This is a genomic window from Roseicella frigidaeris, from assembly GCF_003258945.1.
In the GTDB taxonomy this organism is placed as follows: domain Bacteria; phylum Pseudomonadota; class Alphaproteobacteria; order Acetobacterales; family Acetobacteraceae; genus Paracraurococcus; species Paracraurococcus frigidaeris.
In genome coordinates this window covers 21,227-40,583 of the sequence record NZ_QLIX01000007.1, presented here as the reverse complement: position 1 = coordinate 40,583, position 19,357 = coordinate 21,227, and the positions used below count along the sequence as shown (strand labels likewise).

The window sequence follows — 19,357 nt, the reverse complement described above, 5'->3', positions numbered from 1 at the left end:
GCTACCCGATGCGGCGGTAGTCCAGCCCGCGCGCCAGCCAGCAGCCGAGGCGAACGCCCTCCACCTGCCCGTCCGCGCCGCGGCGGAAGGCGAGGGTCCAGTCGCCCGGCGGCGTGTGGTCCAGCGCGCGGGGGCAGGGCAGGGTCCAGACATCCTGCGCCACCGGCTCCAGCAGCTCCATCCGGCCCTGGCCGAGGACACCGGCGAAGCCGCCATAGGGCAGGCCGCCGGCCGCGGCGATGTGCAGCTCCGCCTCCAGCTCCTCGCAGCGATAGCGGCCGGCGATGTCCGTGGCCGGCATGCCGTTGAGCGGCTCGAGGCGACTGCGGAAATTCTCCTGTGGCCGCTCCAGCCAAAGGCCGGCCGGGCCTGGCTGCAGCCTGGTCTGGCCGTTCGTCGCGCTGCCATCCGGCTGCAGGTCGAGCAACTCCGGCGAATGGCCGAAGCGCAGCCGCAGCCGGCCCGGCATCGCCGGCTCGATGCGGGCGAGCAGGCCGGTCTCCGGCTCGGCATAGGCGCCCGCCCAGGCCGGCATCGGCAGCGCGGCATCGGGGCCCGGCATGGGCGCGTCCAGCACGGTGGCGAGCGCCTCCATCGCCGCCGCATGCGCGTCCGAGAGGTGGTTGAACAGCACGACCACCGAGATCCGCTCGGCCGGGACGTAGAGCCGGTGGCTGCGCCAGCCGCGCAGCGCCCCGCCATGGCCGAGCAGGGCATGGCCGAAGGCGGTGCCGCGCGCCAGGCCGAAGCCGTAGGGGGCCGGCGCGCCGCCGGCGAAGGCAACCGGCGCGGCGAGTCGGGCGGGCAGCGAGCCAGGATCGTCCCGCCCGGCATCGAGGAAGCGCTCCCAGGCGATCATGTCCTCGAGGCTGGCGCCGAGCCCGGCATCGCCGGTCCAGAGGATGCGGTTCTCGGCGGCGCGGAAGCCGCCGGCCTGGCTGCCCTCATAGCCCTCGGTGCCATCCGGCATGGCGCGGGTATCGGCGGCGAGGAAGGCGGTCGGCATGCCGGCGCGCTCGAAGAGGCGGCGCAGCAGCGCCGCGAAGCCCTGGCCGGTCTCCGTCTCCAGCGCCTCGGAGAGCAGGCGGAAATTCTGGTTCACATAGGAATAGCGCGTGCCCGGCGCGAAGTGCAGCGAGGCGGTGCCGGCGATGACCCGCATCGCCTCGGCATCGCCGAAGGGCGCCTCGACCGGCGAGCCATGCAGCATGGCGACCGCCCAGTAGTCGCGCAGGCCCGACTGGTTGTGCGCGCAGTGCAGCGCACCGGGCGCCGCGGCGCCGAGGCGCGGCAGCCGGGCGCGGATCGCCGCATCGAGCACGGCCGGGTCCGGGCAGGCCTCCAGCATCGCCGCGCAGGTGAACTGCTTGGTGATCGAGCAGAGGCGGAACAGGGTCTGCGGCGTGAAGGGGATGCGCCGCTCGGCATTGGCGAAGCCCCAGGCATGGCGCAGCAGCACCTCGCCCTGGCGCAGCACCGCGAGCGCGCCGCCCGGGCCGGGATAGGTCCGGGGCAGGCGCCGGGCCAGGCGGTCGAGGCGGGTGGCGAGACCAGGGTCGAGACCGGCGGCCATGGCGCGGGGCTCAGCCGAGACGCCGGTATTTCTGCAGGCAGCGCACGCCCTCGGGCGGCGGCGGCTGCCCGTCATGGTAGCGCGGCCAGGCGGTGAAGCTGACCTCGCCGACATAGAGGTCGCCCCGGGAATCCACCGCCAGCCCGTGCGGCGACCAGAACTGCCCCGCGCCGTCGCCGAGCGTGCCGAAGCGCGAGAGCGGCTTGCCCTGCATGTCGAGCACGCTGATGCGCGGGCCGAGATTGGGGAAGGCCTGGTTCACCGGGAGCTGCGGGCCGAGCTCGCCGACATAGCAGCAGGGGCAGCGGCCCTTGCCGAGGAAGAGGGCGCAGGGGCGGTGGACATTCGTCCATTCGCCCTGGACGCCGCCCTTGCCGTCGAAGATCTGGATGCGGTGGCTCTCCCGGTCCGCGACATAGACGAGGCCGGCCTCGTCGCAGACGATGTTGTGCGGCAGGTTGAACTCGCCCGGCCCGGTGCCGGGCCGCCCCCAGGAGAGGAGGTGGCGGCCATCCGGCGCGTATTTATGCACCGCGGCATTGCCGTAGCCGTCGGAGACGTAGAGGTCGCCCTCGGGCGAGAGCGCGGTATGGGTGCAGCGGTTGAAGGGCCGGCCCGACATGAAGGGCGCCGGCCGGCCGGGCAGGCCGATGGTCATCAGCACCTCGCCCTCCGGCGTGCATTTGCGCACCGTGTGGTCGCCGTCATCGGTGCACCAGAGCATGTCGTCGGGGCCGATATGCAGGCCATGCGCGCGGGTGAAGAGGCCCTCGCCCCAGGAGGTCAGGAAGCGGCCCGCGCGGTCGAAGACCACCATCGGGTGCTCGCCGCGGTTGAAGGCGTAGACGCGGTCCTGGCTGTCCACCGCGACGGCGGCCACCTCCTTCAGCGACCATCCCGGCGGCAGGCTGCCCCAGCCGGGCACCGGCTCGTAGCGGAAACCGCCCTCGCCGAAGGGGCCGCTCACAGCACCGCCTCCGCCACGACGCGCAGCGCGGCCTGGGTGGCGCCGGTCAGGACCAGCGTGCCGATCTTCCCGTCGCGCGCCACCGCCTTCCAGTCCTGCAGCCGGCCGCGGATGCGGTCGGCCGGCCCGACCAGCGCGATCTCGTCCACCAGCTTGTCCGGCACCAGCGCCGCGGCCTCGCGCTGGCGCCGCGCCAGATAGGCGTCCTGGATCGCCGCCGCCGCATCGGGGTAGCCGAGGCGGCGGACATAGTCGTTGTAGAAATTCTTCCCCCGCGCGCCCATGCCGCCGATATAGAGCGCGAGCTCCGGCTTCACCGCGTCCCGGCAGGCCTGGAGGTCGTCGCCGAGGCGGATCTTGGTGTAGGGCGCGATGTCGAAGCCCGAGAGGTCGGCCGGCTTGCCCGCCTTCGCCATGCCCTCGAGCGTCGGCTTCACGACGAGGTCGGCGCCCTCGGGCGACATGAAGATCGGCAGGTTGCCGTCGGCCACCTCGCCCGCCAGCCGCATGCCGCCCGGGGTGATGGAGGCGCAGTAGAAGCGCAGCGGCCGGCCGTGCAGGATGCTCTTCAGCGGCTTGCCGAGCCCGGTCGCGTCCGGCCCGTCATAGGGGATGCGGTAATGCTCGCCCTGGTGCTCCAGCGGCGCCTCGCGCGCGACGATCGCCCGGATGATGGAGATGTATTCGCGCGTGCGGGTCATCGGCGTGCCGTAGGGCTGGCCGTGCCAGCCCTCCACCACCTGCGGGCCGGAGGGGCCGACGCCGCAGAGGAAGCGGTCGCCCGAGAGCATCTGCAGCGTCATCGCCGTGCTGGCGGCGCAGGCCGGGGTGCGGGCGGGCATCTGCATGATGCCGGTGCCGGCCTTGATGCGCGAGGTGCGGGCGAGCACCCAGGCGACCGGGCTGACGGCGTCGTTGCCGTAGCTCTCGCCGCACCAGACGCTGCTGTAGCCGAGGCGTTCCGCTTCCAGCACCAGCGCGATGTCGACGCCGGCGCCCATGCCGAGGGTGAGGCCGAGCCGCATCTCAGAGCCCCCGCATCGCATCGTCGCGGAAGGCGCGCATGCTCGCCAGCACCGCCTCGACCGTGTCGCCGGGGAAGGTGAGGTCGACGCCGATGACGCCCATGTCCCGCAGCGCCTTCAGGTCGTCGGCGATCTGCGCCGGCTGGCCGGAGAAGAGCCGCCGCTCGCCATCCCCCGCGGTCGGCGGCACCTCCGGCCCGTAGCGCTGGACGCGGTAGGCGAGGCCGATGGCGCCGGGGTCGCGGCCCTCCTTCTCGGCCAGGCCCCGCAGCTTCGCCACCGCGGCGCGGTAGCGGGCGAGGCTCTCCAGCGGGAAGGCGGGGTTGGTGCCGATCGGGTACCAGGCATCGCCGAGCCGGGCCGTGCGGCGCAGCGCCGGGCCGCTCTCGCCGCCCACCCAGATCGGCGGCCCGCCCCGCTGCACCGGCTTCGGCTCGAAGGTGATGTCGCCGAAGCGGACATGCTCGCCGGCAAAGCGCGGCTTCGGCTCTGTCCAGAGGGTCTTGGCCGCCAGGATGTACTCGTCCGTCACCTTGCCGCGGGCGGCGAAGTCCGGCACCTGCAGCGCCTCGAACTCCTCGCGCAGCCAGCCCGCGCCGATGCCGAGCGTCAGCCGGCCGCCGGAGAGGACATCGATGGTCGAGAGGATCTTCGCGGTCAGCAGCGCCGGCCGGTGCGGCACCACCATGACCGAGGTGACGAAGCGCAGCCGCGTCGTCCGCGCCGCGAGGAACATCACCTGCGTGAGCTGCTCGTGCCGCTCGCCGCGCGAGCTGGCGGGGAATTCGCCGCTGTCGGTATAGGGATATTTCGCGTGGATGTCGGTCGGGATCACCACGTGGTCGCTGACGGTGGCGTAGCCGAAGCCCAGGGACTCGGCCTCCTGCGCCAGCCGGGTCAGGGCGTCCGGGGTGGCGAGCGGGCCACCGCTCGGCGCGCTGAAGCCGATCTGCATGCTGTTTCCTCCGCTGGGGCGGGCTGCCTCGGGGCATCGCTCCGGGGCGCTCCTGGGGAGCGCCCCGGGGGCGCATTGCATCCGGCCCGGTCAGCGCCCACGATGCGGGGGAGTGGCGGGGGAGCGCAAGCGTGCAGGACCGGCTGGAAGCCATGCCCTTGGACGCGCTGATGGCGGAGGCGGCGGCGCTGCGCGACGCGGCGCATGGCCGTCTCGTCAGCTATTCGCGCAAGGTCTTCATCCCGCTCACCAGGCTCTGCCGCGACGTCTGCCATTATTGCACCTTCGCCGAGGTGCCGCGGCCGGGCCGCGCCGCCTATCTCTTGCCGGAGGAGGTGCTGGCCATCGCCCGCGCCGGCGCCGCCCAGGGCTGCACCGAGGCGCTCTTCACCCTCGGCGACAAGCCCGAGCTGCGCTGGCCGCAGGCGCGCGAGGCGCTGGCGGCGCTCGGCCATGCCACCACGCTCTCCTACCTGGCGGCGATGTGCGGCCTCGTCCTGAAGGAGACGGGGCTGCTGCCGCATGCCAACCCCGGGGTGATGACGCGCGACGAGATCGCCGCGCTGCGCGAGGTGACGGCCAGCCAGGGCATCATGCTGGAGAGCGTCAGCGCCCGGCTCTGTGCCCCGGGCGGCGTGCACCATGGCAGCCCGGACAAGCACCCCGAGGCGCGGCTGGAGGTGCTGCGCCTGGCCGGCGAGCTGCGGGTGCCCTTCACCACCGGCATCCTGATCGGCATCGGCGAGACGCGGGCCGAGCGGATCGAGGCGCTGCGCGCCATCGCCGCGCTGCAGGACCGCCACGGCCACATCCAGGAAGTCATCATCCAGAATTTCCGCGCCAAGCCGCGGACCAAGCTGGGGGCGGCGGCGCCGGAGCCGGATCTCGACGAGCTGCTCTGGACCATCGCCGCGGCCCGGCTCGTCCTCGGCGGCGCGATGACCATCCAGGCGCCGCCCAACCTCTCGCCCGGCGTCTATCAGCGCCTGGTCGGGGCGGGGCTGAACGACTGGGGCGGCGTCTCCCCGGTGACGCCGGACCATGTGAACCCGGAAGCGCCCTGGCCGCATCTCGAGGAACTCGCCGCCCGCACCGCCGAGGCGGGCAAGGTGCTGGTGCAGCGGCTGCCGGCCTATCCCGCCCATCTGCGGGCGCCCGAGACATGGTTCGCCCCGGCCGTCGCCACGGCGCTGCGGCGGGCGAGCGATGCCGAGGGGCTGGCGCGCGGCGATGACTGGTCGCCGGGCGAGCTGACCCTGCCGCCGCTGCCGGCGCCGCGCCTCGCCGCGGCGGAGGCGGGGCTCGCCCGCCTGGTCGCGCGGGCGACGGAGGGGGCGCGGCTCGGCCCGCCGGAGATCATCCGCCTCTTCGCCGCGCGCGACGCCGATACGGCGCATGTCACCGCGGCGGCGGATGCGCTGCGCGCCGCGGTCTCCGGCGAGGTCGTGCGCTACGTCGTCAACCGCAACATCAACTACACCAATATCTGCGCCTATCGCTGCCGCTTCTGCGCCTTCAGCAAGGGCAGCACGCATGCGGCGCTGCGCGGCCCGGCCTATGACCTCGACCATGCCGAGATCGTCCGCCGCGCCGAGGAGGCCTGGGCGCGCGGCGCCACCGAGGTCTGCCTGCAGGGCGGCATCCATCCCGACTACACGGGCGAGACCTATGCCGGCATCTGCCGCGCCATCCGCGCCGCGCTGCCGGGGATGCACATCCACGCCTTCTCGCCGCTCGAGGTGACGCAGGGCGCGGCGACGCTCGGCCTCTCGCTGCGCGACTACCTGGCGCGGCTGAAGGAGGCCGGGCTCGGCACCCTGCCGGGCACCGCGGCGGAGATCCTGGACGACGAGATCCGCGCCATCATCTGCCCCGACAAGGTGAACACGGCGGAATGGCTGGAGGTGGCGCGCACCGCGCATGGGCTCGGGCTCCGCACCACCGCGACCATCATGTTCGGCCATGTCGAGGCGCCGCTGAACTGGGCGCGGCACCTGCTGGCGCTGCGCGACCTGCAGGCGGAGACGGGCGGCTTCACCGAATTCGTGCCGCTGCCCTTCGTGCACATGGAAGCGCCGATGTACCTCCGCGGCCAGGCGCGGCGCGGCCCGACCTTCCGCGAGGCGCTGCTGATGCACAGCGTCGCCCGCCTCGCCCTGCATCCGCACATCACCAACATCCAGACGAGCTGGGTGAAGATGGGTCCGGCGGGCGCGGCGCTCGCCCTGCAGGCCGGCGCCAACGATCTCGGCGGCACGCTGATGAACGAGAGCATCAGCCGCGCCGCCGGCACCCAGCACGGCCAGGAATTCCCGCCCGCCGCCATGGAGGCGTTGATCCGCGGCATCGGCCGGGTGCCGCAGCAGCGCACCACGCTCTATGGCGTGCCGCCCGGGGCGCAGGCGGCGCGGGCCTATGACGCGGCGGACCTCACCCCGGTGGTGCAGACGGCGCCGCGGCGGAAGGTGCCGGCATAATACCAGCGGCCGTTGATGGTGACCCATCAACGGCCCCCTCAGACGCCGGGCGCAAACCTCCGGTTTGCTTGGCTTCGCGGCATAGGCCGCGGGCCCCATTCGGGGCCTCGGACCGGTCAAGGACCAGTCCGTTCGCAGGAGATGTTCGCCGCTGCGCGGCGATCCTTACAGCCGCGCCAGCACGCCGCTCTCGCGCAGCCAGGCCAGCGTCCGGGTCGGGCGCGCCAGGGCAAGGCCGGCGAACATCGCCAGATCCGCCGGATGGTCGATATCCATCGCCACGCCCGGCAGGGGCACCACCCGCGGCGCGATGCCCTGGGCCCGGGCCGCGGCGAGGTGCGGGCGGTAGCTGTCATCGCCGAAGCGCAGCGGCACGGCGTCCGGCGGCGAGAGCACCACGCCGTTCGAGCCCATCTCGTCATGCGAGGGGGCGATGGTGAAGGCCGGCGCCGCGCCATGCGCCGCGACCAGCGCCTCCACCTCGGCCGGCGTCACCGCCGGGATGTCGCCCGGCATGGTCAGCACGCCCGCGGCGCCCTCCGCCGCCAGAAGCCGCGCCGCGGCGGTGACGCTGCCGGTATGCCCCTCGCGCGCGCCCTCGGTGATCACCCGGGCGCCGCGCCGCGCCGCCTCGGCCGTGGTCCAGGCATCGAGGGTGACGACGGCGACGCCGGCCAGGCCGCGCGCGGCGCAGAGCGCGTCCAGCACCTCGCCCGCCATCACCCGCATCAGCGCCACCCGCTCCTCCGGCGAGAGCAGCGGCGAGAGGCGCTGCTTCGAGCCCTGCATCTCCTTCACCGGCAGGATGGCCCAGATCGCGCCCATGCTCACCGCAGCGCCTCGGCGGCGGCGAGCACGGCGCGGGCCAGCGACACCTTGTCCTCGAGGCTCCGCATCAGCGTCGCGGCGCGGAAGACGCGGGGGGCGATGCCGGCGGCCTCGTCGCCCTCCTCCATGACGAAGCCATGCAGCAGCCCGCCATAGCGGGCGGCGACGGCGGCGGCGGTGGGCGGGGTGCCGAGCTCGGCGAAGATCTTCGCCGTCGGCCCCTTCACCGCCTGGCCGGCGATGATGGGCGAGACGGCGATGACGGGCGCGCCGCTCGCCTGGATCGCCTCGCGCATCCCCGGCAGGGCGAGGATCGGCTCGATGCTGATGAAGGGGTTGCTTGGGCAGATCACCACGGCGCGCGGCCGGGCGGCCAGCGCCGCGAGCACCGCCGGCAGCGGCCGGGCCTTGCCAGCGCCGGCGAAGTCGATCGCCCGCACCGCCGGCCCGGCGCGCCGGCCGACGAACCAGTCCTGGAAGTCGAGCCAGCCGGTATCGGTGCCGATGCGGGTGCGCACCGGGTCGTCGCTCATCGGCAGGATGCGGGCGCCGATGCCGAGGCGGCGGCGGATATCGTCGGTGACGGCCGAGAGCGTCTCCCCGGCCCGCAGGCGCGCGGTGCGCAGCAGGTGCAGCGCCAGGTCGCGGTCGCCGAGGCGGAACCAGTCCGGGCCGCCGAGCGCCGCCAGGGTCTCCATGCAGGCCCAGCTCTCGTCGCGCCGGCCCCAGCCGAGCTCCGGATTGTCGAGGCCGGCGAGGGTGTAGGTGAGGGTGTCGATATCGGGGCTGATGGCGAGGCCGAGATGCTCGAAATCATCGCCGGTATTGGCGACGACCAGCAGCTCCTCCGGCGGCAGGAGCTGCGCCAGGCCGAGCGCCAGCTTCGCCCCGCCGATGCCGCCCGAGAGCGCGACGATCACCGGAACAGGTCCTCCGCCTCGCTACGGATGAGCTCCGCGGCGGGGAGGGGCGGCGCCGTCCAGGCCAGGCCGCGCAGCAGCACCGCCGGCCGCCCCTCGGCGCCCTGGCCCATGACGAGGCCGGCGGCGGCGGCGATCTCGTCGGCGAAGCCGGTGATGCTCACCTGCAGGCTGCGGCCGAAGAGGTCCGGCTGGCCGCGCAGGTCGAGCAGGGCGGGCAGGCCGGCGGCGCCGATCGCCACCCCGACCGTGCCGCGCCGCCAGGCCCGGCCGAAGCTGTCGGTGACGACGACGGCGAGGCCGAGCCGCGCGGCGAGGCGGGCGGCGCTGGCATCGGGATCCGCCGGCAGCAGCAGCGCGTGCCCCTCCTGGCCGAGATTGGACTGGTCGATGCCGGCATTGGCCATGACGCAGCCGAGCCGGTGCTCGACGATGATGAGGTTCGGCCGCGACCGCACGACGCGCACGGATTCCGAGAGGATCAGCTCGACCAGCCGCGGGTCCTTGCCGGTCTCCGCGGCGAGGCGGAGCGCCGCGGCCGAGGGGGTGACGGAGGCGAGGGGCACGCTGCGCCCCTCCGCCTTGCTCACCACCTTCTGCGCCACGGCGAGCACGTCGCCCGGCGCGGGCCGCAGCCCGGCGTGGTCGAGCCCGGCCTGCAGCAGCGCCGCGAGGTCGTCGCCCGCCCGGACCATGGGCAGGTCCGGCAGGGCGGTCAGGCTCAGCGTATCGGTCACCCGAAGCGGCGGCGCAGCAGGGGCAGCACCCGCTCCCCGAACAGGGTCAGGAAGCGCGCCTGGTCGGGGCCGGGGGCGTGGAAGACGAGGTGGTTGAAGCCGAGGCCGATGTAATACCCGATCTTCTCCACCTGCTCCTCCGGGTCGGCGGAGACGATCCAGCGGCTCGCCGCCCGCTCGACCGGCAGCGCATCGGCGAGCCGCTCCATCTCGACCGGGTCCTCGACCTGCATCTTCTCCTCGGGCGAGAGGGCGAGGGCGGCCCAATGCCGGGTATCCTGCATCGCCCGCTCGCGGTCGGTGTCGAAGGAGACCTTGATCTCGATCATCCGCTCATAGTCCGGCTTCGGCGCCGCCGCCGCCTCCAGCCCCGCCGCGACATTGGGCAGCAGCGTCTCGGTGTAGAGCTCGGGCTTCTTGCCGCTGGTGCAGATGAAGCCGTCGCCGCTGCGGCCGGCATATTTCGCCACCAGCGCGCCGGCGGCGGCGACATAGACCGGCACCGGCCGCTCCGGCCGGTCGTAGATCGTCGCCTTCTCGGTGCGGTAGTACTGGCCCTCGAAGCTGACGCGCTCCTCGGTCCAGAGCCGGCGCATGAGCTGCACCGCCTCGCGCATCCGGGCGAAGCGCTCCTTGAACTCCGGCCAGGGCGCGCCGGTCGAGGGCACCTCGTTCAGCCCCTCGCCGGTGCCGATGCCGAGGATGACGCGGCCGGGATACATCGCGCCCAGCGTGCCGAAGGCCTGGGCGACGATGGAGGGATGGTAGCGGAAGGTCGGCGTCAGCACGCTGGTGCCGATCACCAGCCGCTCGGTGCGCGCCCCGAGCGCGCCGAGCCAGACCAGCGAGTTCGGCGCGTGCCCGTCGGTGTGCTTCCAGGGTTGGAAATGGTCGGAGATGAAGCAGGACTCGAAGCCGGCCTGCTCGGCGAGGATGCCGTAGTCCAGCAGCCGCGCCGGGGCGAATTGCTCCGCCGAGGCCTTATATCCGAGCTTCAGCATGGATGTTGTCCCTGTCAGGTGTCGGCGAGGGCGGCGATCATGGCGTCGCGCGCCGCCACGTCGCCCTCCTCGGTCACCGGCTGGAGGCAGACATGCGTGGCGCCGGCCTCGAAATGCGCCCGCAGCCCGGCCTTCACGGCATCGGCGTCGCCCGAGAGCACCATGGCGTCGATGAAGCGGTCGCTGCCGCCCTCGGCGAGGTCGGCCTCGGTGAAGCCGAGCCGCAGCCAGTTGTTCACGTAATTCGGCAGCACCATGTAGCGCGCCAGCTCCTTGCGGCCGAGGGCGCGGGCGCGGGCCTTGTCGGTCTCGACGCAGACCTTCTGCTCCACCGCCAGCACCTTGCCCGGCCCGAGCGCCTGCGCCGCCTGGCGGGTATGCTCGGGCGTCACGTTGTAGGGGACGGCGCCATCCGTCTCCGCCGCCGCCAGGGCGAGCATCCGCGGCCCGAGGGCGGCGAGCAGCACCTTGCCCTCCGGCGCGCCCTTGCCGCCCTTCCGCATGCCCTCGAGATAGGCGCGCATCGCCGGCACCGGCTTGTCGTAGCGATGGCCGCGCACCCCCTCGACCAGCGGCACGTGGCTGACGCCGAGGCCGAGCGCGAAGCGGCCGCCATGCAGCCGGTTCAGCGTGGCGAGGGCGCGGCGCGCGGTGAAGGGGTCGCGCGCATAGATATTGGCGATGGAGCTGCCGATGGCGAGACGGCGGCTGTTCGCCAGCAGGAAGCCGGCCAGCGCGATGCTCTCGTAGCCGGTGGATTCCGGATACCAGAGCGTGCCGTAGCCATGCCCCTCGACCACGCCCAGCAGGGCGCGCAGCCCGGCGGCGTCGAGCCGGTCGGTGGGGTACCAAACGCCGAGACGTCCGAGATCCATGCTGCGTCTCCTCTCCCCGGCATTATGGGCCGGTCCGGCCGGGGCCGCCACTGCACCCCCGCCGGTTCCCTTCCGGGCCGATAGGAGGCTACCCTTTCCGGCAAGACCAGATCCCGGGGAGGGACGGATGACAGAGGCCGCCGCGCGTTTCGGCTACCAGATCGGCGCCGTGGGGGAGGAGGGGCTGACGGACCGCCAGCTCTACCGCGAGGCCATCGCCGATGCCGAGCTGCTGCACCGCCTCGGCTACGACGCCGCCTGGATGGTCGAGCACCATTTCAGCGACTACTACCCGCAGCCCAACCCGCTGCTCTTCCTCTCGCATCTCGCCGCCGCCTGCCCGGGGCTCGGCCTCGGCACCGCGGTGATGGTGCTGCCCTGGTACGACCCGGTGCGCTTCGCCGAGGATGTGGCGATGCTGCAGACCCTGGCGCAGGGCCCGCTGCATATCGGCATGGGCCGCGGCACGGCGAAGTCGGAATACGACGCCTTCGGCATCGGCATGGAGACGGCGCGCGACCGCTTCCGCGAGACCTGGGAGTTCACCCGGGCGGCGCTCGCCGGCGGGCCGGTCACCTTCGCCGGGCAGCATGTGCACTGGCCGCGCCCGACCACGCTGCGGCCGGCGCCCGAGGGCGCGCGCCCCAGCTTCTACGGCGCCATCGGCAGTCCGGAGAGCGCCGCCATCATGGCCGAGCTCGGCCTGCCGCCGCTCTGCCTCTCCTCCTTCCCCGACAAGCTGCTGCGCCGCATCCTCGAGACCTGGACGGCGCGCACCGCGGCGCTCGGCGGCAGCCCCGCCGTGACCAGGCCGATCTCGGTGAAATGCTTCGTCGCCCGCACCGACGAGGAGGCCCGTGCCCAGGCGCTGGAGCACCTGCCGCGCTTCTTCGCCCTGCAGGTCGAGCACTACCAGTCCGACCACGCGCCCTGGGGCGACATCCCGGGCTACCAGCAGTTCAACCGCATGTTCGCCAACCTGCGGCAGCTCTCGGACCCGGCCAACCTCGATGGCTATATCGCGCAGAACCTCGTCGGCTCGCCGGAGACGGTGGCGCGGCGGGTGCGGGAGATCCTCGATCTCGGCTTCAACTACCTCGTCGTCAGCAACGCCACCTATGGCGTGCCGCGGGCGGTGCGGCACGGGACGATCCGCCTCTTCGCCGAGGAGGTGATGCCGCGCGTCCAGGCGATGCGGCCCGCCGCCTGAGCCGCGGCGGCCCCTGCGACCGCTCCCTTGGCTTTGAGCCGCCCATCAAAGCCGTCGCTGCCCGTTGCCCTGCCATGGCTTGGCCATGACAGGCTGTGACGGATCCTCGGCCAGGGGCGATCACGGGGACCCCGCGAAGCCGCGCAGCGGCTTCGTGGGGAAATCCTAGGCCGGCAGCGTCGCCAGCGCCGCCAGCCCGCCCTCGGGGCGGTTGCGCAGCACCACGTCGCCGCCATGGGCGCGGAAGATGTTGCGGGCGATCGGCAGGCCGAGCCCGGTGCCGCCGGTCTCCCGGTTGCGGCTGACCTCCAGCCGGTGGAAGGGCTGGAAGACCGCCTCGAGCTCGCCGAGCGGGATGCCCGGCCCGTCATCCTCGACCTTGAGATGGATCGGCCGTCCCGGCCCCTCGGGCGGCGAGAGGCTGAGCTGCGCCGCCCCGCCATAGGCGAGCGCATTGCCGACGAGGTTGGCGATGGCCCGCTTCAGCGCCACCGGCCGGGCCGGCGCCGTCAGCCGCTCCGGCCCGCGATAGGCGATGTCCTCGGCCAGGTCGGGATGCGCATCCGCCGCCTCGTCGAGCACGGTGCGGCAGAGCGCGGCGATGTCCACCGCGACCGTCGGCTCGGCCGCGGCGTCGTCCCGGGCGAAGGCCAGCGTCGCCGCCACCATCGCCTCCATCTCGTCGAGATCGGCCAGCATCTTCCGGCGCTGCTCGTCATCGTCCATGAACTCGGCGCGCAGCCGCAGCCGGGTGATCGGGGTGCGCAGGTCGTGGCCGATGGCGGCGAGCATCTGGGTGCGGTCGCCGACGAAGCGGCGGATGCGCTCGGCCATGGTGTTGAAGGCATGCGCCGCGCGCGCCACCTCGGCCGGCCCCTGCTCGGGCATCGGCGGGGCGTTCACGTCGCGGCCCAGCCGGTCGGCGGCCTCGGCCAGGGCGCGCACCGGGAAGGTCAGCCGCCGCACCGCCCAGAGGATGAGCAGCCCGGCCGCCAGCGTCATCGCCACGAAGGCGATCAGGAAGGTCTCGGAATGCCAGGGCCGGGGCGGCGGCAGGCGGATATGCAGGTTCAGCCACTCGCCGCTCGGCAGCCTGAGGCTGGCGATGAAGCTCGGCCCGCCCGGCTCCCAGGCGGTGATGATCTCGCGCGGCCGGTAGCGCGGCGGGCTGGCGGCGAAGAGGTCGAGGCGGAGCTGCCGCGCCACCGGCAACGGCATCGGCGGCTGGTCCGGCCGCGCCAGGGGCCGGTCGTCGAGCGTCGCCGTCAGGCTGCTCGGCAGCTCCATCTCGGCCAGCATCTGCGCCCGCCGGTCGGGCGGGGCGAGCAGCACGGTGCGCCAGGCGCTGATCGAGCGCTGCGAGATCTCCCGCGCCTGGGCGAAGCGCTGCAGATCGACGCGGTCCAGCGCATGGATGGTGAGCCCGGCCGCCTGCACCACCGCCAGCGCCAGCAGCAGGACCAGGGCGGTGCGGCCGGCGAGGCTGCGCGGCCGGAAGCGCCAGGCGGCGGGGGCCTGCCTGGCGGGGGCCGGCGTGACCAGGGGCGACGGCGCGGCCGCCGGCGTGGCGGGGGCCTGGCTCAACCCTTCTCCACCGTCGCCGCCAGTACGTAGCCGCCGCCCCGCACCGTCTTGATGAGGTTCGGGTTGCGCCCGTCATCCTCGAGCTTGCGGCGGAGGCGGGAGACGGCGACGTCGATCGCCCGGTCGAAGGGGCCGGCCTGGCGGCCGCGCAGCAGGTCCATCAGCATGTCGCGGGTCAGCACCCGGTTCGGGCGCTCCACCAGCACCTGCAGCAGCTCGTACTCGCCGCCGGTGAGCGGCACCTCGGCGCCGTCCGGGTTCAGCAGCCGGCGGCGCGTCGGCTCCAGCGTCCAGCCGGAGAAGCGGATGGCCCGGGCCGGCGGCTCCTTCGCCGCCCCCGGCTCGCCGCTCGCCCGGCGCAGCACGGCGCGGATGCGGGCCAGCAGCTCGCGCGGGTTGAAGGGCTTGCCGAGATAGTCGTCGGCGCCGAGCTCGAGCCCGACGATGCGGTCGGTCTCCTCGCTCATCGCCGTCAGCATGACGATCGGCACCTCGCCCTGGCTGCGCAGCCATTTGGCGAAGTCGAGCCCGCTCTCGCCCGGCAGCATCAGGTCGAGCACCACCAGGTGGTAGCGGCCGAGCGGCCAGAGCTTGCGGGCCTCCTTCGCGTCGCGCGCGGCGGAGACGCGCATCCCCTGGCGTTCGAGGAATTTCGACAGAAGGTCGCGGATCTCGCGGTCGTCATCGACGACCAGGATATGGGGTTGCGGCTCCATGGCCCGGCCAGCATAGCGTGCCGTTGCGGTCTTGGCCGGGTGGCTGTTGCGCCATGTTGCCGAAGCGGCGCCTGTTGCAGGGCGTTGCAATTCGGCATGTCCCGGGGCTTCGCGCAGCAACATCCGGGGCGCAGCTTCGGGGAGTGGCCGGCCCCGCCCACATCCCCTCCCGGGGCCGGCCCGCAGAGCGCGACCATCGAGGCGCCGAGTCGCCCTCCCCCCAGGGCGGGCGCCCCAGCGATGGCCGTGAGGGGCAGTCGGTGCGTCGCCTGGTCCGCAGCCATGGCCGCGCAATGCCGATCGCTCTATGGCGGCGGGGATGGTTCCCCCCTCTTCAGCCACCCCGCCGCCGTGCCCCTCTCCCCCGCCGCCCCGGGCGGATGCCGCCTTCCCGCATGCGCCGGACTGGGCGCGGGCCGGCATCGCCGCGCTGGTCGCGGCCGATCCCCGGCTCGCCGTGATCGAGCCGGCGGCGGGGCCGCTGGCCTGGCGCGTGCGCCAGCCGGGCTTTCCCGGCCTGCTGCGGGCGATCTGCGGCCAGCAGATCAGCAACCAGGCGGCCTCGGCGATCTGGAAGCGGCTGGCGGCATTGCCCGGGGCGCTGGAGCCGGCGGGGCTGCTCGCCCTCGACGACGCCACGCTCTGCGGCGTGGCCGGCCTCTCGCGGCCGAAGGCGGCGCATGCCCGCTCCCTGGCCGCCGCCTGCCTGGAGGGGCGGCTCGACCTCGCCGGCCTCGCCGGGATGCCGGATGCGGCGGCCGTCGCGCATATCGCCGCCATCCGCGGCCTCGGCCCCTGGACGGCGGAGATCCACCTGCTCTTCGCCGAGGCCCGGCCCGACATCTTCCCGAGCGGCGACCTCGCCCTGGCGGCGAGCGCCGCGCATCTGCTGGAGCTGCCGGCGCGGCCGGGGCCGAAGGCGCTGGCGGCGATCGCCCAGGGTTGGGCGCCCTGGCGCTCGCTGGCGGCGCGGCTGCTCTGGCATCACTGGCGCTTCGTCACCGGGCGCGCCGTGGTGGAGGATGGCTGAGGCGTCCCGTCCTCAGACCAGGTGCCAAGCCCAAACCTCCGGTTTGCCTGGGCCTTCGCGCCACGGGGCGTGGCGCCCATTCGGGCGCCCGGCCCTGCGGGCCATCAGTCGGGACGTCCTGCGCCCGGCATCGGCCCTCGTCCCCAGATCCTGTCCCCGGGGCAGGCCGTCGTCAGGCGACGCAGCCGGGCCCGTTGCGGTTGAAGCTCTGGACGATGCCCTCGCGCACCTCGAAGACCACCGAGCAGCCGAGCGGCCGGCCGGCGCCGCCGAGCCCGACACCGACCCCGGTGCCCACCCCGACGCCGCTGCCGCCCCAGCCGAAGCTGCCGAAGCCGAGGCCGATGCTCGGCGTGACGGCCGGCGCCGAGCTCTGCTGCAGGAAATCCCATTGCAGCAGCCGGCGGCCATCCGCCTCGTAGCTCCGGCTCGGCACCCCGAGCCCGGCGACCAGCTCCGCCTCCGGCCGGCCGACATAGGGCGTCATGCGCTGGTCGAAGGCTTCGGGGGTGCGGGACGCGCAGGCGCCGAGCAGCGCCAGCGCCGCCAGTCGGGGAATGGATCGGATGCGCAGCATGATTGGCTTCAATGCGGCGCCGGGCCCCGGGTTCCGGGGCCGGGTGACGATCCGTCGCGGCCGGCCTCAGGCCGGGGGCGGCGCCGCGTCGAAGCCATCCGCCAGCACGCCGCGCGGCCGGACCATGGCGTAGGGCCCGCGCGGCAGGAAGCGGCCGGTGCCGGGCTCGGCCTGCACCACGCCGTCGCGCATCACCACCGCGCCGCGGCGCAGCACCGTCACCGGCCAGCCCGTCACCTCCAGCCCCTCATAGGGGGTGTAGTCGATGGCGTGCTGCATCAGCGCATTGGTCAGCCTCACCCGCTTCGCCGGGTCCCAGAGCGCCAGGTCGGCATCGGCGCCGACGGCGATCACCCCCTTGCGCGGCGCCAGGCCCATCAGCCGCGCCGGGTTGGTGGCGGTCAGCCGCACGAATTCGTCGAGCGAGAGGCGGCCCTTCGAGACCCCCTCGCTGAACAGGATCGGCAGCCGCGCGGCGAGGCCGGGGATGCCGTTCGGGATGGCGTCGAAGCTGGCGTCGCGGCCATTGGCGGCCTTACCCCGCTCGCCGCCCATCGAGAAGCCGCAATGGTCGGAGGAGACGATGTCGAGCGTGCCGCGGCGGATCATCTCCCAGATCCGCGCCTGTTCCGCCGGGGTGCGGGGGGAGGGGCTGCACATGAAGGCGGCGCCGGCGAAGGCGCCCTGCTCCGGCGTGCTGCGGTCCATGTCGGCACCGGTCAGCATCAGGTATTGCGGGCAGGTCTCGCCCCAGACCTTGAGGCCGCGATGCTGCGCCCGGGCGATCTCCTCGGCCGCCTCGGCGCAGCTCACATGGAAGACCTGGATCGGCTGGTCCACCAGCTCGGCGAGCGCGATGGCGCGGTGCGTCGCCTCGCGCTCCACCACGGTCGGGCGGGACCAGGCATGGTATTTCGGCCCGGTCAGCCCGGCCCGCAGCAGCGCCTCGGTACGCCACTTGATGGCGGCGTAATTCTCGCAGTGCACCGTCACCAGGCAGCCATTCCGCCGCGCCGTGACCAGCACGCGGAGATAGTCCTCGTCGCTCAGGTGCAGCGGCTCGTAGGTGAGGAAGACCTTCAGGCTGCGGATGCCGCGGGCGACGATCTCCGGCACCTCGCGCTCCAGCACCGCATCGGTCGGGTCGGTGATGATCTGGTGGAAGCTGTAGTCCAGCATGCCCCGGGCGGCGCGCTGCTCGTAATCGGCGAGGCGCGGCAGGATCCCCTCGCCCTTCCACTGCGGCACGAAGCACACCACGCTGGTCGTCCCCCCGGCGAAGGCCGAGGTGCTGGCGCTGACGAAGCTCTCCTCGTTCACCGTCACCGGCGGCGGGGCGTCGCCACGGGCGCTGACATAGCCGCCGCGCGCCGGCTCCTCGATATGGCAATGGCTGTCGATGCCGCCCGGCAGCACCAGCAGCCCGCCGGCCTCCACCACCGCCGCGGCATCGGTCAGCCGCTCGGCCAGCGCGGCGATGCGGCCCTCGCGGATGCCGATGTCGCAGCGCGTCGTGCCGAAGCCGGTCGCCACCTCGCCGCCGCGCACCACGAGATCATATTCCGCCATCGCCGCTCTCCGCCGAAGATGCTCCCACTTGTGGAAGGATGCCGCCGCCCCTGTTGCGGCGCAAACCCGGGAGGAGAGGAAGGGAATGGGGATGCTGGCGGCGGGGCTGGTCGCGTCCTGGCTGGTCCTGGCCCTGGCGGCGACGCTCGGCAGCGCGCTGACCCTGCGCCTGCTGCGCCGGCCGCAGCCCTGGCCGGAGGCGACGCCGGAGGTGCTGGTGCTCGTCCCGGTGCGCGGCGCCGGGCCGCTGCTGCCCGACTTCCTCGCCGGCCTCGCGGCGCAGGACTGGCCAAGCTGGCGCGTCGCCTTCGCGGTCGAATCCGCGGCGGACCCGGCGCATGCCGTGCTCGCCCGCTTCGTCGCCGCGCATCCCGGCCGGGCCAGCCTCGCCATCGCCGGCCCGGCGACGCGGCGCGGCCAGAAGGTGCAGAACCTGCTGGCGGCGCTCGCCGCGCTGCGCCCGGGGGATGCGGCGGTGGTGACGCTCGATGCCGACATGCTGCCGCCGCCCGGCCTGCTGCGGGCGCTGCTGCGGCCGGTGCTGACCGGCCAGGGGGCGATCGCCAGCGGCTATCGCTGGAGCCTGCCCGCCCAGGCTTCGGCTCCTGGAACCGGGGCGGGCTGGGCCAGCCGGGCGCTCTGCCTGATCGAGGCCGGCATCGCCACCCTGCCGCGCCGGGCCGCGGCGAATATCTGCTGGGGCGGCGCCACCGCCATCGGCCGGGAGGCGCTCGACCGGCTGGACCTGCCGCGCCTCTGGGACCGCGCCATGTCGGACGACCTGGTCCTGACCCGGGCGGCGCAGGCGGCGGGGCTGCTGATCTACAGCCCGCTCACCGCGCGGGTGCCGGGGCCGGTGGCGCTGGACGCGCGGGGGGTGCTGGAATTCGGCCGCCGGCAATACCGGCTGCTGCGCCTGCACCTGCCGCGGGCCTGGCTGCTGGCGGGGCTGGCCGCCCTGCTGCCGGTGCTGGGCGGGGGGGCGGCGCTGGCCGCGGCGCTGCACGGGGCGCCGGCCGGGCTGGCGGCGCTCGGCGGCGCGGCGCTGCTGGCCGGGCTCAGGGCGCGGCTGCGCGGCGCCATCGCCGATCGGGTGCTGCCGCCGACGGAGGCGGCGCTGGCGCGGCGGGCCCTGGCGCGCGACGCCTGGCTGCAACCGGCCCCGGCGCTGCTGGCCGCGGCCTGCTTCCTCGCCAGCGGCCTCGGCCGGGAGATCACCTGGGCCGGCCGCCGCTACCGCCTGAACAACCAGGGGCAAGTGCTGGCGGTGACGCTCCGGCCCTAGCCGGCGGCCCGCGGTGTGCCCCGCCCGG

The 19,357-nt window shown here is 74.1% G+C and carries 17 protein-coding genes; 4 read left to right on the top strand and 13 right to left on the bottom strand.

Annotated features, from left to right (window positions below):
• Position 1: 1 nt before the first annotated feature.
• From DOO78_RS11525 to DOO78_RS11510, 4 genes are read right to left on the bottom strand one after another with little or no spacing between them, the layout of a single operon-like run.
• Positions 2-1,573 (bottom strand): D-aminopeptidase, encoded by a 1,572-nt coding sequence (locus tag DOO78_RS11525; protein ID WP_111469917.1) that lies wholly within the window; start codon positions 1,571-1,573, stop codon positions 2-4.
• Between the two features lie 10 nt (positions 1,574-1,583).
• A complete protein-coding gene (locus tag DOO78_RS11520; RefSeq protein WP_207802872.1) occupies positions 1,584-2,540 on the bottom strand; it encodes a peptidyl-alpha-hydroxyglycine alpha-amidating lyase family protein in 957 nt (318 codons plus the stop codon).
• Positions 2,537-3,565 carry an LLM class F420-dependent oxidoreductase gene (locus DOO78_RS11515; protein ID WP_111469916.1) on the bottom strand — a complete coding sequence of 343 codons (1,029 nt, stop codon included), beginning with the start codon at positions 3,563-3,565 and terminating at the stop codon, positions 2,537-2,539. The genes DOO78_RS11520 and DOO78_RS11515 overlap by 4 nt, the downstream gene beginning before the upstream one ends.
• A 1-nt stretch (position 3,566) precedes the next feature.
• Positions 3,567-4,520 carry a TIGR03619 family F420-dependent LLM class oxidoreductase gene (locus tag DOO78_RS11510; RefSeq protein WP_165838845.1) on the bottom strand — a complete coding sequence of 318 codons (954 nt, stop codon included), beginning with the start codon at positions 4,518-4,520 and terminating at the stop codon, positions 3,567-3,569.
• A 152-nt stretch (positions 4,521-4,672) separates the two neighbouring features.
• Here DOO78_RS11510 and cofH point away from each other — a divergent pair, with 152 nt between their 5' ends.
• Positions 4,673-6,997 carry a 5-amino-6-(D-ribitylamino)uracil--L-tyrosine 4-hydroxyphenyl transferase CofH gene (gene cofH / locus DOO78_RS11505; protein ID WP_111470116.1) on the top strand — a complete coding sequence of 775 codons (2,325 nt, stop codon included), beginning with the start codon at positions 4,673-4,675 and terminating at the stop codon, positions 6,995-6,997.
• A gap of 165 nt (positions 6,998-7,162) precedes the next feature.
• Here the strand turns inward: cofH and cofC are convergent, their stop codons facing one another.
• From cofC to DOO78_RS11480, 5 genes are read right to left on the bottom strand one after another with little or no spacing between them, the layout of a single operon-like run.
• Entirely contained in the window at positions 7,163-7,822 is a 660-nt protein-coding gene (gene cofC, locus DOO78_RS11500; protein WP_111469914.1) for a 2-phospho-L-lactate guanylyltransferase, read from the bottom strand.
• 2 nt (positions 7,823-7,824) lie between these two features.
• On the bottom strand, positions 7,825-8,745 hold the full coding sequence (gene cofD / locus DOO78_RS11495; RefSeq protein ID WP_111469913.1) for a 2-phospho-L-lactate transferase: 921 nt from the start codon (positions 8,743-8,745) through the stop codon (positions 7,825-7,827).
• Positions 8,742-9,482 (bottom strand): coenzyme F420-0:L-glutamate ligase, encoded by a 741-nt coding sequence (cofE, locus tag DOO78_RS11490; protein ID WP_111469912.1) that lies wholly within the window; start codon positions 9,480-9,482, stop codon positions 8,742-8,744. Before cofE ends, cofD begins: the two co-directional genes overlap by 4 nt.
• Entirely contained in the window at positions 9,479-10,483 is a 1,005-nt protein-coding gene (fgd, locus tag DOO78_RS11485) for a glucose-6-phosphate dehydrogenase (coenzyme-F420) (RefSeq protein ID WP_111469911.1), read from the bottom strand. The genes cofE and fgd overlap by 4 nt, the downstream gene beginning before the upstream one ends.
• Before the next feature lie 14 nt (positions 10,484-10,497).
• Positions 10,498-11,358, bottom strand: coding sequence for a TIGR03620 family F420-dependent LLM class oxidoreductase (locus DOO78_RS11480; RefSeq protein WP_111469910.1), 861 nt, complete (start codon positions 11,356-11,358; stop codon positions 10,498-10,500).
• A gap of 127 nt (positions 11,359-11,485) precedes the next feature.
• Here DOO78_RS11480 and DOO78_RS11475 point away from each other — a divergent pair, with 127 nt between their 5' ends.
• Positions 11,486-12,568, top strand: coding sequence for an LLM class flavin-dependent oxidoreductase (locus tag DOO78_RS11475; RefSeq protein ID WP_165838844.1), 1,083 nt, complete (start codon positions 11,486-11,488; stop codon positions 12,566-12,568).
• Between the two features lie 165 nt (positions 12,569-12,733).
• On the opposite strand, the gene DOO78_RS11470 is transcribed toward DOO78_RS11475, so the two are convergent.
• Together DOO78_RS11470 and DOO78_RS11465 are read right to left on the bottom strand one after the other, a co-directional pair.
• A complete protein-coding gene (locus tag DOO78_RS11470; RefSeq protein ID WP_341538234.1) occupies positions 12,734-14,152 on the bottom strand; it encodes an ATP-binding protein in 1,419 nt (472 codons plus the stop codon).
• The gene (locus DOO78_RS11465) at positions 14,149-14,868 is read right to left on the bottom strand and encodes a response regulator (protein ID WP_111469908.1); all 720 of its coding nucleotides are present in this window, start codon (positions 14,866-14,868) and stop codon (positions 14,149-14,151) included. The genes DOO78_RS11470 and DOO78_RS11465 overlap by 4 nt, the downstream gene beginning before the upstream one ends.
• Positions 14,869-15,187: 319 nt before the next feature.
• Here DOO78_RS11465 and DOO78_RS11460 point away from each other — a divergent pair, with 319 nt between their 5' ends.
• A complete protein-coding gene (locus tag DOO78_RS11460) occupies positions 15,188-15,898 on the top strand; it encodes a DNA-3-methyladenine glycosylase family protein (protein WP_111470114.1) in 711 nt (236 codons plus the stop codon).
• A gap of 172 nt (positions 15,899-16,070) precedes the next feature.
• On the opposite strand, the gene DOO78_RS11455 is transcribed toward DOO78_RS11460, so the two are convergent.
• Together DOO78_RS11455 and hydA are read right to left on the bottom strand one after the other, a co-directional pair.
• Entirely contained in the window at positions 16,071-16,475 is a 405-nt protein-coding gene (locus DOO78_RS11455) for a hypothetical protein (protein WP_111469907.1), read from the bottom strand.
• 66 nt (positions 16,476-16,541) lie between these two features.
• Entirely contained in the window at positions 16,542-18,044 is a 1,503-nt protein-coding gene (gene hydA, locus DOO78_RS11450; protein WP_111469906.1) for a dihydropyrimidinase, read from the bottom strand.
• Positions 18,045-18,129: 85 nt separating this feature from the next.
• Here hydA and DOO78_RS11445 point away from each other — a divergent pair, with 85 nt between their 5' ends.
• Entirely contained in the window at positions 18,130-19,329 is a 1,200-nt protein-coding gene (locus tag DOO78_RS11445) for a glycosyltransferase family 2 protein (protein WP_165838843.1), read from the top strand.
• Positions 19,330-19,357 lie beyond the last annotated feature (28 nt).